Origin of the sequence: Paenibacillus sp. 2KB_20 (assembly GCF_052115765.1) — a bacterium.
GTDB lineage: Bacteria > Bacillota > Bacilli > Paenibacillales > Paenibacillaceae > Paenibacillus_AQ.
On record NZ_JBFRHH010000003.1, the window covers coordinates 1 to 14,001 of the forward strand.

A 14,001-nucleotide genomic window follows, 5' to 3' on the forward strand; every position below is an offset into this window, starting at 1 on the left:
GCTGCCGCGGCATCCAGCCGCTGGCGCCGCTGCGGTGCCGCCGCCTGCGCAGCGGCGGGGCGGGGCGCCGTGCGCCCTTGCCCCGGCTGCGCAGCCGGGGCTCCGCCCTGGGCAGCCGCATGCGCGGGCTGCCCTTCCGGCTCCCTCACCTCCGGCAGGAGGCCGGGGGTGAGGGAGGTGCGCGGCGGGAGCAGCTGCGCCAGCTCGGCCGCGCGGGCGGCTTCCGCCTGCTGCAGGCTATCGTAGCTGGCGGAAGCCGCGGATTGCGCCAGGAGCTCGGCGCCCTGGCGCTCCAACTCCTGCAGACGGACGGTCGCAGCGTCCGTCAATACCGCCTTCAGCCGGTCGGCAAGCACCAACACGGCCCGGCGGTAGCTGCCCTTGATTTCCTCGGCCAGCTCCCGGTTATAGTTCAATACATATTCTCCGGACACTGTCGCTTCCGGATTCACGGTCCGCGTAATCATATCCTCCCGCACACCGGGAAGTTCAGCGTCCATCAAACTCTCCCACTCGGAACTCCACTCCGTATGCTGCTCCACGCTTTTACGGAACAGCGAACGCAGATGCCAATCGATCTGCGATGCGGTCTGTTCCTCCAATCGATGATGGAATGACTCCAGACGACGCCGACGCTCCTCCTCCGTCTTGCCGCCTGTGAACAGAAATCCGACTTTAAAACCACTCTTGCGGCTTTCCAGAAAGGAGAGACTTAAATCCCGAACATCCGCCGGCGTCAAATTGGCATTTGCCAGAAGGGCATCCGCTTCTTTGCGGAGTTCCGTCCGAACGGATTCCGGCAGCAGCTGGGCGGATCTTTTTTGCTCCTCCAGCTCCTGCAGCCGTGCTTTCATCGCCGCAGCTTCCTCCTCGCCACCTATTTCCTCCAGCAGCCTCTCCTTCTCTTCCTGATGGCTCCGGGTATAGGCTTCCACATGCTGATCAGCAGCATGGCGAATAGAGCAGGATACGCTGTAGCGCAGCAACGGTTCCTTATGGGATATCAACTCACCGATCAAAGCCTTCAGCGTTTCCCAATGGTTATAGGGATGGTCCTGAACTTTAAGCGAAGTGCATAGCAACCCTTTATATGTGATCTTCCACTGGACGAACGCCTTCTTCACGTCGTTTAGATAAGAAGACAACGTTAATTCATCATCACGATGTTTGTCAATCTGATTGACGATCAGGTACAGCGGTTTCCCCCAATCCGACAAGCTCTTGGCAAACATCAGATTACTCTCCGACTGTACATGATTATAATCCATGACGTAAAAAACGATGTCAGCCATATGCAGGGCGGAATGCGTGGCAAGCCGGTGCCCGTCATCCGTTGAATCGACCCCGGGGGTATCCATCAAGACGCCATCTTCGCCAAGCAGCGGCACATCATCCCACACTTCAATCGCGGAATACTCCCGGCCCTCCTTGCAGTATTCGGCAAGTTCGTCAATCGTTACCGTTATGGGCTCACCAGGCTCCCCAGCAGATCGGTGAATCAACGCCCGCGGCTCACCGCTTCGGATCGTAACCACATTCGCGCTTGTCGGTATCGGACCTGAAGGCAGCACCTTTTTGCCGCAAAGCGCATTAATCATGCTCGACTTCCCGGCGGAAAAATGCCCGCAGAAAGCCAGCGTTAGCTCGCCGCCTGTACCCTTGCGTATTAAATCCTCAGTCAAAGCGGAGGAAGATTCGTCATTCCACTCCAAGAAACGATCTCGAACTCTGGTTAATTCCGTCACACTGTATCCGATTTCATGCTCAGCCATCAACTTCAATGTATTTCTCGCTCCTGTCCATTGATCTCTCAATTTCTGACACTATCTATTCACATCATTTTATTTTATCACCGCTTGTGCCGTAAAGGAATCATTGCATTTCATTTTCGGGCGCCTTTCTTGATATGACAGTCCTTATCTATGCAAAATGGCAGGCAAGGAAGTAATCTTCCTTGCCTGCCATTAATCCAAAGCTTCATAAACCGACACATACAGAAGGAACGAGGTGAGAGTTCACACTCGATTACCCTGTAAGCACTAGGTTTATCTCATTTTTTAAAACATCAAATTTGAAGAACTTAAGATACAACGGTGTTTTCTTCTGCCGGAATCAAAATTTCGAAGACATTTCCGTGCTGCAGAATAGTTAATCCGCGTGATTTATCGCGCATGACCACGACTTCGGGCTTCTGTGACATACGCTCCAAATAATGCTCAGGAGCATCCCCGGAATGACTGAACGTCACGCCTTCGACTTCTTGCTCTTCATTCTCACTCAGTTGGCTTTGGCTCTCCACCACATGTTCAAAAATATCTGAGAACAATTCAAAATTGTCGGTGTAAACAGAGATGCATTTCATGTGTAATCCCATCCTCTTTTAAATTTAGCTCATGCCGATCCAGGATACCGTCCTCTTTCACCTCGCGAAAACCGACCTTTGATACTGTTGTTTCCAGATCTCCATTCTCCCATGCGGCTAAAGATAGAAATCCGGAGACAAAGGCAAGCTTTGCGCTTGCTTACAATTATGTCCATTTCGCTAGCTATTCATTAAAGTGCCGTATTCCCGATGAATCAGATGAACCTCTTTTTTGTCTATTTCTTGCTGGTTTTACAATTGTTCCTTATTCTTCCTGACTGCTAAGGTTTTCATACGTTTCTTTCCTTCACGGCAAACATCCAGCAATGGACATACCGGGCATTGCGGATTTTGAGCCTTACAGTGATACCGTCCGAAAAAAATGATCCGATGATGGGTCAGCGTCCATTCTTCACGCGGTACCCGCTTCATCAGCTTTTTCTCCACTTCCAGCACGGAATCTTTCCAGGCGGCCAGTCCAAGTCGCTTGGAAACTCGCTCCACATGCGTGTCAACCGCGATGGCAGGCACACCAAAAGCATTGGAAACGACGACATTGGCTGTCTTTCGTCCAACCCCAGGTAATTTAACCAGCTCATCATGAGCCTCCGGCACCTCACCGCCATACTGTTCGATCAGAATCCTGCACAAATTCTGAATATGTTTGGCCTTATTCCGGTATAATCCGATCCGTCTGATATCCTGCTCAAGTTCCTCGATCGGTACCGATACATAATCCAAAGGCGTTTTGTATTTCTGAAACAGATCCTTTGTCACCTTATTAACCGTTTCATCCGTGCACTGAGCGGACAGCAGCACGGCGATGGTCAGCTCAAACGCATTGCTGTGATTCAGCTCGCAATGTGCATCCGGAAACATGCTCTCCATCGTGTCCAAAATATGCCGTACCGTTGCCGCATTCATATGTTTCCCTCCCGCAAAAAAAAATCTTGATGCGGAAATCCCCGCATCAAGACGGTGTTTCTCGAGCAATCTCAGGTCGATAATTTACTGTTTTACGATCTCAACAACGACACCGTTGTTTAAGTACAGTACAATATTATCATTTTCCTTAAGGGATTGCACGGACAAAGTAGTGTCACCTTGATGAACAAATACTTTATCGGATAATGCATACCGGAAATTATCGTTAATCGATTTGCGCTTCACTTGAATTTCCGTATTGCTTGCCTGCCAGAATGCACGTTCAACCTTCTCCAGAACCTGCACGATCGTTACGCCTTGAATATCTTTTCGAATCTCAACGCGATCTCCAGCGGTCAATGTGCTTAAATTCGAAGCCGTCGAACCATTCTTAACGACTTTGACCCCACCGCTCACGCCTAACGTCTGACTGTTGCCTGAATAATCCTTCACGGTCAGTGCATTTCCGGAAACATCTGCGCTTGTCACTTCGCCAAGCGTCAATTTAACTTCGGCAACCGCGACAGGCGTTAAGCCTTGGAACGTTATATTAACGAGTGCTCCCGGACGCAAGTCATTGAGCAGAATTGCTTGTCCGCTTTCACCGGTAAATATGGTTTTTTCGGTATATATATCGCTTGTAGAACCGTTCGCTTTCACTCGAATCCGATTCCTCGTTGGTTCCGTAGATACCACCTCGAATTGGGCGGAAGTTTTGAGTTTTAAGCTCTGCAAGTAATCCTGATTGTTCGACAGCTGGGCTGACACTTCGTCACCGATCCGTAAATCCGCCAGGGTTACGCCAGATCTGCCGAAGATTTCAACAACCGGACTATTGTAGTATGAGATTTCCTCCACTTTTCCGCTAGCGGTCACAATCGAAATCACTCTCTTGGATGTGTTAATGTTGCTGATTTTACCTTCAACTTTATATACCACTTCCAATGAAAGTACGCGGGTACCGATCAGAGAGACACTTACTTTGCGTCCTGAGACAAGCAAAGGTTCCACTCGATCCAGCGTCGTTCCGTAGCTTGATTCCAGCTTTGTCTTGTCATCCAAAACGATCACACGAGGCAGGTTGTTCGCATCCTTAACAGTCAGCCACCTCGTCTTGGCATCGTAGTTTACGACGGTAGCGGCATCCAACTGCTCAATTTGACGACCCGTTACTTCGATTTTCGAAATCTTTTCTTCACCGTTAATGGTCAGTGTCACTTGATCCCCGGATACCGCGTCAGCGAGCAAATCGGACAGAACCGGTTTTGCCACGCCACTCATGATAATTTCCGGCTTCTCTGCCAAATACTTCGTTTCGAGCTGTGTGCTTCCACTGCGCTTGTAGGTGATCGTTTTTCCGTTTTCTTCAACGGAGTACAGCGTCGCCTGCACGGTACGATCGACGCTTTGCGTGACTTCCAACGATTGAATAACGCTGTTTCTTACCGAAAAGTTCACGGTGTAGCCATTCTTGAGCTCCGCCGGAGCCAAGATTTGATTCTGATAGCGGATAACAGTTGCATCATCCCATGTGTACGTATCCTCATAACCGGTGCTATCCTTAAGGGTTACTCTTTTGTTGGCCGTATCCACGTTCTGAACGATGCCTGCTCCCGTCTTGTTAACCAAGCCGCTCTTTACGCGGATTGAAACGATTTTCTTCTGCGGGCTGTATGTTTCACGTTCAATCGTAAGCAGACTGCCGGCTGCAAGCGTCTTTGGGTCGATCTTAGTACCGTTCTGATCCAGGAACACTGTACTTGGGTCGTAACTCAGCTCTTCAAAGGTGCTGCCTGTATCCAGCCAAATGAGGTTGTACGGCGACAAGCGTGCATACGTGCGGTCAAACCGCTCCACTTGCTGGGTTGGATCTGTAATTTCAACGTAAGCAGCCGTTCCGTTATTCACGACAACCACCGCTTGAGTGTAAGGATTGATCTCCGAGAATTGCAATCTCTTCTCCGAATCGGAGGTGAAATACGCTGTGGAATTATCCAGCTTGAATGAATTCAGCTTGCCATCGGCGTACAGCTCCAACTTACCGTTCTCGATCGCAGCGATGGAGCCTTTATATTGGTTCTCGTAATTTGTAGTAATATAGGCTTGAGCCCGGCTAAGGAACGTTGCAAGCTGGGCACGGGTGACGGCCCCTTGCGGATCGAACTTGTTGCCGTTCACGCCTTTCGCAAGTCCAAGCTCAACCGCTACATTCACATAACCCAGACGATCCGGGGATATCTTGGCGTTATCCGCAAAGCCTGTCGCTTTATTATTGGCTGCATTGGCTTCCGCGGTACGTCCAATGGAACGGACAAGCACTTCGGTTATCCATTCCCGGGATGCTTTTTGCGCGCCCCAAATGACTTTCTCATCCGTATATCCGGATTCTTTTTGCTTGTCGAGCAGGTTTTGCTGAAAAGCCAGTTCAACATACTTCGTAAAATAATCATTCACTTTAATATTTGTCGGTAATGTCGCAGCGCCGCTGCTTAATTGATCCTGCTTGCTTAAGAAACGGATCGCCATCGTTACAGCTTCCTGCTGCGTTACTGGATCGTTCGGACGAAACTTTCCGTTATTTCCGGTCACGATCCCCTGTGCTGCTAATTGATAAATATACTTCTCTCCCCAATATCCGGCATTAACGTCACTGAATCCGTTAATGGCCGTTTGGCCGACATTTGCCGTTGTCGCATTTGCCGTTTCTTCATCTGCCGAGACGATCGAAGCCCCGCCTCCGAATGCTATAAGTCCGGCCATGACGGCGGAGACCACTTTTTTGGAATGAACATGTTTGCTGTGTCTAAGTACCATTTTCTTTCCCCTCTCAATAACTACTGCTTCATCATATACTAATATTCGACAGCAGATCGTGATCTCCTTCAACCATCATTACCGAGTCATTGGATTTTCCAAATCGACATGACCCATTAACGATTCGGTCTGCTGACCATCCACCAGAATTTGAAGTGATTGTACTTCGTCAAACTGGAAAAAAGTTTTTTTGATCGCATCGACAGCAAACGACTCTCCGCCTGCACCCAGGTTGGCTTCGTCCGGGACCGTCACATCAAGTGTCAACGCCCCGTTTTCAAATTTCAGGGAATTCAGCCCGATTTTGTCCCACAGAGGAATCATTTCGGCATTACCACTCTTCTGCAATGCTTGATATGCCGCTTCGTATTTTTCTTGATCTTCTTTATACGAAATTTCTGCCGTACCTTCTACCAGCTCCATCATATCAGGATCCGTGTAATAGGCTTTGATGCTCTCTGTTTTCGCTTCCGGCGTTGTCACTTCGCTGCCGCTGCCCGTAGACGATCCACCTGATCCATTCGACGTTCCATTATTACTCTGTCCTGTCTGATCATCAGGTGCAGGCGTTACTTGCCCAGGCGTATTGTCCGGGGCCGCTCCGGGTTTCTGTCCACAACCGGCACCAATCAGCATTACGGCTGCCAGTAGGCCAGCCGACCATATTTTTTTATTCAAAAGTAGCCACCTCCTGCAATCACGATCCCTGTCGTATCGTTAATCAACCTTCAAATAATTTTTGATGCCTCTGACAATGGCCTCTGCCACGCGATCCTGCGTTGCTGGATCAAATAGCTTGCTCTCATCGGTCTTGTTGCTCACGAATCCGACTTCGAGCAAGGCACCGGGCATTTTCGTCTCACGAATAACATGGAAATTACCATACCTCACTCCGCGATCCTTTAATCCCATGGCCTTGACGATCTCTTTATGGAGTGCATTCGCCAGCGCCTTGTCAGATTCATGGTAGTAATACGTTTCGGTTCCGCTTGCAGTGGAAGGGCCACTATTAGCATGTATCGATATGAAAACATCAGCCTTCAGATCATTCGCAATTTTTGCGCGTTCCTTCAGCTCGAGGAAAGTATCGTTACTGCGAGTTAAAACGACTTCGATATTTTGTTCTTTGGCCAACAGTTTCTCAACTTTCAGCGCCATTGCGAGGTTGAAATCCTTCTCCCTCTTCTTCGTTACCCCGATTGCTCCCGGGTCGTGATCTCCATGACCCGCATCAATGACCACGAGTTTCTTACCACCTGTACCAGGTACCGGGTTAGAGCCCGTATTCAAATCCACAATGAACAGGCCCGATCCGTTCTCAAGGCCTGAAACGGTGTAATTCTTGGCGTAGTTGAGATCAATGACAATGCGCACGGTCATCGGATTGCTGTTGTACAAGGAGTAACGCACGGATTTGACATCCGGATATCCCGTTACGTCCATCTGACCGGTCTTCATCACGTCATCAAAGCTGGCGTTACTGCTGAACGTATCCGAGAAATTCGTGTTCACCATATCGATGACGATACGGTCCGGATTGCTAAGCTTTGATACATTCGGCTTCGCAGAGCCCGTAACGGCGACCATCAGCCTGTTTTCGCTGAAACTGATACCGTCCACGGTCGACGTAGTTACGCCGGGTTCTTCACCAGGGTTACTCCCGTCATAAGACGAGGTCAGATAAACTGCCTTTTGCGCGTTATCCCATCTTACTTGAAGACCCATCTGCTCACTTACAAAACGGAGGGGAACCAGTGTTGTTCCGCCACGAAGAACAGGTGCTTTGGTCATTTGTACGCGCTGACCGTTGATGTCAGCTTGCTGACTTCCAATCACCATCGTTACTGTCTGCGAGCCGTCTTGTACAGTTACCGTCTTGGTTGCCTTGCTCCAGTACACATCAAATCCCAAATTCTCGGAAATGACACGGATCGGAACCATGACTGTACCGTTATTGTTCTCGACCTTCACGCCAGATGACAGATTGATTTGTTGGCCATCCAGGTAAATCTTTGCGCTGTACGAACTCGCATCCGCCATTTTAGGAAACGCAATCATGATGACAACCAGAAACATTAAAAAACCGAACTTCTTCATCCTTCACCCCTACCATCCTATTATTTTGCCATAGATTGGCGTTCCTGCACTCGGCCTGTCCGACATTACCTGACAACCTATAGACGCAAAGTCACAATGAAAGTTGCGAAATTGTTCCCTTTTTACCAAAAAAACACCTATTTCAAAAACCGAAATAGGTGTTTAGTCCTTCGTATAAATTTCACGAATAGTTCTTTATGACTATTTCCGAGTCATTGGATGCTCTAGCTCAACATGTCCCATTAAGCTTTCGGTCTGTTTACCGTCTACTAGCAATTCCAGAGACTGCACCTCATCGAACTGGAAGAAGGTTTTCTGTAAGGCATCTATCGCAAACATTTCCCCTCCAGCTCCGAGGTTGGCTTCGGCTGGTTTGGTGATATCCAGCGTCAAAGCTCCTTTATCAAACTTGAGAGACTTCAGCGTAATCTTATCCGACCATAGTGGACTGAGTGCGGCATCACTGCTCGTTTGAAGTCCTTCAAAGGCTTTCTTATATTTATCCTCTTCGCCCGAGTATGTGATCTCTTTGCTAGCCTCTTTCAGATCCATGATTTCGGGGTCCGTATAATAGAGTTTAATATTGGCCTTCTTCGCTTGATCCTCCGTGGTATTCACATCCTTTGTATCCACAGGCGTTCCAGTACTTTGACCGGTTGTATTCTGCGGCGGTGTGCTGGCTCCCTCGCCTGCATTTACTGATGTTGCGTCATCTTCCTTATGATCATCAGCCGCCGTTTCTCCCGGATTATCCTGAGGTGTTTGTACTTCTCCTGTTGCGGTCTCCGGATTTGTCTCGGCAGGGGCTGCAGTCGGCTTCTGTCCACAGCCGGCACTAAATGCAAGCAGGAGCGCCAGCAATCCTGTCATCCAATATTTTTTGTTCATGACTTTCGTCCCCCTCTAAGTTCATCAAATCTTGTACACATTATTGTACTTGAAGATATTCTTTAATACCCGCTACAATACCTTGTGCAACACGATTTTGGAAATCGTCTTTAAACAACTGGGCTTCATCACCCTGGTTGCTCAAAAAGCCAATCTCGAGCAGGACAGCCGGCATCGTTGTTTCTCTCGTAACATGAAGGCTGCTATATTTAACTCCCCGATCCTTAAGACCTGTTGCACTCGCAAGATGTTTGTGTATCACATTCGCCAAGGATTTGCTTGAATCTCTCGTATAATACGTTTCCGTACCGTTCGGACTGCTGGTCGTGCTGCTGTTTCCGTGAATAGACACGAATATATCCGCCTTCAGGTTATTTGCGATCTTGACGCGATCACTAAGTTCAAGGTGTGAATCATCAGTGCGAGTCATCACAACATTGATATTCTTCTCGTTTTTAAGAAGCGCTTCAACCTTTAGAGAAACATCCAAATTAAATGATTTCTCCTTCTTTCCCGAAATGCTGATCGATCCAGGCTTGATTCCACCGTGACCGGCGTCAATAACAACCGTCTTCTTGCCGTTGCCTGTTACCGGGGGAACGGGTGGTATGAGGATTTCTCCCTCGGCGTTCAGATCAACAATAATGAGTCCCGCTTCTTGGGTTACCCCATAACTTTTAGGACCTGTCAGGTCGATAACGATACGCACGGTTGATGGATTGTCACTGAACATGGCATATCGCACATTCATAACGTCAGGATAATCCGTGATTACCATCGCGCCGCCACTTTGTGCATTGGCTGCATGTCCATCCAAGAACGAAGAAGAGAAGACGGTATTTGGAAGATCGATCACAATCCGGTCCGGTCCCGTTATGCTGGATACTTTCGGCGTAACCGTACCATCTGTAGCAATCATCAACCGGTTGTCGCTAAAGCTTAGCCCTGTCATTGCAGCCTCGTTCCCTGATTCGACAGGCGGGAGCGTTTCACTGCCCGAATGGTTTCCGTCAGCAGGATCAACCTCTCCTTCAGAAACCGGTGGAATGGAGCTGGAGAGAAACACAGCCTTTGTTTGGTTGTCCCATTTCACATCAAGCCCCATCTGCTCACTCACAAACCGGAGCGGCACAAGCGTGTTCTGTCCATTTAAGACAGGGGCCAAGTTCAGTTCAACCTGGGCACCGTTCATCTCAGCCTGTTGGCTGCCGACCACCATACGAACAGCCTTCTCACTGTTCTCGACCGTTACCGTTTGACTGGCCTTCTCCCAACCTACCTTGAACCCGAGATTCTCGGATACCACGCGGATCGGAATCATCACGTTACCTTTCATGTTGGCTACCTGAACGCCCGAAGACAAATTCAATGGTTCTCCGTCAAGAAAAATGCTTGCATTTGAAGAACTGGCTTCGCCACTTTTCGGAAACGCCAGCAAGAAGACTATCAACATCATTACAAACCCTAACTTCTTCATGAATCCACCTCGATCATCCCATGATTAAATTTGAAAAGCAAATCTAGCAAAAAACTAAAAATATGTAAATCAGCACATTCCCGACAACACGCCGCCGGACAAATACTGACATAAAACAGTGGTTCCTCTTGGCTATCGCTGCATATTAATTCCATAATACCAAAAAAAACTTCCATTTCCTACACAGGAAATGGAAGTTTAATAATCTTGTAACCTTTTGCCGTGTAATTACGAGATTAAGCGAACAGACGCTCCCCATGCTTCTTCTCGTAAGCATCGATTGCACTTTCATGCTGCAGTGTCAATCCGATGTCATCCAGTCCTTGAAGCAGGAATTGACGGCGGTGCTCGTCGAGATCAAAGTCAATATGGAGTCCTTGATCATCTGTAATCGTTTTGCTCTCCAGATCGACGTTCAGCTTATAACCTTCTGTAGCTTCTGTGCGCTGGAACAGTTCCTCCACTTGCTCCTCCGACAGTTTGATCGGAAGAATCCCGTTCTTAAAGCAGTTATTGTAGAAAATATCAGCAAACGATGGAGCGATGACCACGCGGAATCCGTAGTCGAGAATCGCCCAAGGGGCATGCTCACGGGAAGAGCCGCAGCCAAAGTTGGCACGTGAAATCAGGATGGTTGAGCCTTGGTAGCGGGGCTGATTCAGCGAGAAGGTGTCGATATTGCCTCCCTCTTCATCAAACCGCCATTCGTAAAACAGAAACTGTCCAAATCCTGTACGTTCAATCCGCTTCAAAAACTGTTTCGGAATAATGGCGTCCGTATCTACATTCACCCGGTCCACAGGTGCGACTATACCGTGTAATTTCGTAAATGCTTGCATAAACTTCTCCTCCGTCCTTCTTAGCTCACAACTTCTTCGGCTACAAAGTTCCAGTCACGTACATCCACGAAGCGCCCTTTAACCGCAGCTGCCGCTGCCATTGCCGGCGATACGAGATGCGTTCTGCCGCCCCGGCCTTGGCGTCCTTCGAAGTTACGATTGGACGTGGATGCGCAGCGCTGGCCCGGCTTCAGTACATCCGGATTCATCGCGAGACACATACTGCAGCCTGCTTCACGCCATTCGAAACCCGCTTCAACAAAAATTTTGTCGAGCCCTTCTTGTTCAGCCTGGATCTTCACTCGGCCCGACCCTGGAACAACGATGGCTGTTACATTGCTGGACACTTTATGTCCCTTTGCTACAGCTGCTGCTGCACGCAAATCTTCAATGCGTCCATTCGTGCAAGAACCGATAAAGACATAATCGATCGGAATCTCGGATATTGGAGTCCCTGGCACGAGCGCCATATACTCCAAAGCTTTCTCAGCTGCCTTGCGCTCATTCTCGGTCTTGAAATCCGCAGGGTTAGGAACCGTTGAGGAAATCCCCGTACCCATTCCCGGACTCGTTCCCCAGGTTACTTGTGGGATCAGAGATTCTACATCGAACTCGACCACTACGTCGAATTCGGCGCCTTCGTCTGTGACAAGGTTTTTCCAAGCTGCTACTGCAGCATCAAAAGCTTCACCTTGCGGAACATGTTGACGTCCGCGCAAGTATTCAAACGTCGTTTCATCCGGAGCAATCATGCCCGCTCTGGCTCCGCCTTCGATGGACATGTTACATACGGTCATGCGCTCTTCCATCGACAGTTCGCGGATCGCTTCACCCGTATACTCAATAACATAACCTGTTGCAAAATCAGTACCGTATTTCGCGATCACGCCAAGGATCATGTCCTTAGCCGTTACGCCCGGATTGCGGCGACCGACAAAACGCACTTCCATGGTCTTCGCTTTCGCCTGCTGCAAACATTGGGTTGCCAGCACATGCTCAACCTCGCTCGTACCGATACCGAACGCAAGTGCGCCGAATGCACCGTGAGTGGATGTATGGCTGTCTCCGCACACAATCGTTTTGCCTGGATGCGTTAAACCAAGTTCCGGCCCCATTACGTGCACAACGCCTTGATCAATCGTATCGAGATCATACAGGGTAACGCCAAAATCCTGACAGTTCTTGGTCAGGGTATCAATTTGCTGCTTCGAAATCGGATCCGTAATGTTAAAACGGTCTTTCGTTGGCACGTTGTGATCCATTGTCGCGAAGGTCAGTTCAGGACGGCGTACTTTACGGCCGCTAAGACGCAAACCTTCAAATGCTTGCGGGGAAGTTACCTCGTGAACCAAATGCAAGTCGATGTACAAAATACCCGGTTTGCCTTCTTCTTGATGAATAACGTGGTTATCCCAAATTTTCTCGAACATTGTCTTCTTACTCATCATCATCACCCCATTGTTCTTTACGTCCATGAGAAGATAATTGCTTGTTATCTTCTTTTAAGGAAGATCTACAACGCATCATCTTTACGTTGATAGTAATATATCATTTCCTTCTTCATTGTTCCAAGATATAATATCTATAGATGTAATAGGATTCAGCTATAACGGAGTGATGCTTAAATGGAACTGAGACAACTGCAATATACGCTGCAAATCGCGGCGGATAAAAATTTCTCCCGTGCCGCGGAGAAGCTTCATATCGCCCAGCCTTCCTTGAGCCAGCAGCTCTCCAAGCTGGAGAAAGAGCTCGGCGTGCTGCTGTTCCAGCGCAATACGAGCAACGTTGAGCTTACCCATGCCGGAGCCAGCTTTGTCGAGCATGCACAGAAGATTATGGACGCCGTCGAGCAGCTGAAACAGGAGATGTCGGACATCTCCCAGCTTCGTAAGGGCAAAGTCGTAGTCGGCAGCATGCCGATTACAGGTTCTCACCTGCTGCCGCGGGTTTTGCCAGCCTTTAAAAAGGGATATCCGGATATTGAGATCACCTTGTTGGAAGACTCCTCCATGAACCTGGAGAAGCTGACGGCCAGCGGCAAGGCCGATCTTAGCCTCCTTGCGCTGCCGCTGTCCGAGCCTTCACTGTCCTGGATTCCGATCGGTGAGGAAATGATCGATTTGGCCGTTCCTCCGCAGCACCCGCTTGCGCTGCGGGCAGCCTCTGATCCCGTTCGGCCCATTACGATCGACGAAATCCGGAACGAAGCATTTGTTGTCCTCAAAAAAGGACAGGGCTTCCGGAAGCTTACCTTTGATATATGTCGGGAGGCCGGCTTTGAACCGAACGTTGTCTTCGAGAGCAACAACATCGAGACGCTCCAATCTCTGGTCGCAACCGGAATGGGCATAACGCTGGTGCCTCGTTTTATCGCCCGAGCGAAACGCAGCGAGTTTATTCCGGTCTACTTGCCGCTCGCTGATCCGGTTCCGAGCCGTACGCTGGTCGTGGCTTACCGTAACGGCCGGTATCTGTCCAAAGCCGCGGATGCGTTCATTGATACGTTCAAGCAGGTTATGGACAAGCTGGTTGTGGAAAGCGTTCAAGATTAATAAACGCAAATGAATGCAGCCCCTATACAAATAAAGAGGCATAAC

Annotated in this window: 11 protein-coding genes; 1 reads left to right on the forward strand and 10 read right to left on the reverse strand. The window is 49.1% G+C overall.

Features of this window, described 5'->3' with window-relative positions; all coding sequences use genetic code 11:
• The 10 genes from AB4124_RS09215 to leuC all read right to left on the reverse strand — a co-directional run.
• On the reverse strand, positions 1-1,772 hold a 1,772-nt coding region (locus AB4124_RS09215; RefSeq protein WP_441973030.1), incomplete at its 3' end, for a dynamin family protein.
• Positions 1,773-2,080: 308 nt separating this feature from the next.
• Positions 2,081-2,362 carry a hypothetical protein gene (locus AB4124_RS09220; RefSeq protein WP_006209564.1) on the reverse strand — a complete coding sequence of 94 codons (282 nt, stop codon included), beginning with the start codon at positions 2,360-2,362 and terminating at the stop codon, positions 2,081-2,083.
• Between the two features lie 252 nt (positions 2,363-2,614).
• A complete protein-coding gene (gene nth, locus AB4124_RS09225) occupies positions 2,615-3,286 on the reverse strand; it encodes an endonuclease III (RefSeq protein WP_076321029.1) in 672 nt (223 codons plus the stop codon).
• 84 nt (positions 3,287-3,370) lie between these two features.
• Entirely contained in the window at positions 3,371-6,100 is a 2,730-nt protein-coding gene (locus AB4124_RS09230; RefSeq protein WP_441972521.1) for an S-layer homology domain-containing protein, read from the reverse strand.
• Positions 6,101-6,178: 78 nt separating this feature from the next.
• Positions 6,179-6,778 (reverse strand): GerMN domain-containing protein, encoded by a 600-nt coding sequence (locus tag AB4124_RS09235; RefSeq protein ID WP_430113128.1) that lies wholly within the window; start codon positions 6,776-6,778, stop codon positions 6,179-6,181.
• A gap of 39 nt (positions 6,779-6,817) precedes the next feature.
• Positions 6,818-8,197: an N-acetylmuramoyl-L-alanine amidase gene (locus AB4124_RS09240; RefSeq protein ID WP_430113126.1), complete on the reverse strand. Its 1,380-nt coding sequence runs from the start codon at positions 8,195-8,197 to the stop codon at positions 6,818-6,820.
• 201 nt (positions 8,198-8,398) lie between these two features.
• Complete coding sequence (locus AB4124_RS09245; protein ID WP_379414565.1) at positions 8,399-9,085, reverse strand: GerMN domain-containing protein; 687 nt, start codon at positions 9,083-9,085, stop codon at positions 8,399-8,401.
• Between the two features lie 40 nt (positions 9,086-9,125).
• Complete coding sequence (locus AB4124_RS09250; protein ID WP_441972524.1) at positions 9,126-10,562, reverse strand: N-acetylmuramoyl-L-alanine amidase; 1,437 nt, start codon at positions 10,560-10,562, stop codon at positions 9,126-9,128.
• A 236-nt stretch (positions 10,563-10,798) separates the two neighbouring features.
• Complete coding sequence (leuD, locus tag AB4124_RS09255) at positions 10,799-11,401, reverse strand: 3-isopropylmalate dehydratase small subunit (RefSeq protein ID WP_076321023.1); 603 nt, start codon at positions 11,399-11,401, stop codon at positions 10,799-10,801.
• Between the two features lie 20 nt (positions 11,402-11,421).
• Positions 11,422-12,846, reverse strand: a complete 1,425-nt coding sequence (leuC, locus tag AB4124_RS09260) for a 3-isopropylmalate dehydratase large subunit (protein WP_076321329.1) — start codon at positions 12,844-12,846, stop codon at positions 11,422-11,424.
• Positions 12,847-13,026: 180 nt separating this feature from the next.
• Here leuC and AB4124_RS09265 point away from each other — a divergent pair, with 180 nt between their 5' ends.
• A complete protein-coding gene (locus AB4124_RS09265; RefSeq protein ID WP_076321022.1) occupies positions 13,027-13,956 on the forward strand; it encodes a LysR family transcriptional regulator in 930 nt (309 codons plus the stop codon).
• The last annotated feature ends 45 nt before the right edge of the window (positions 13,957-14,001 follow it).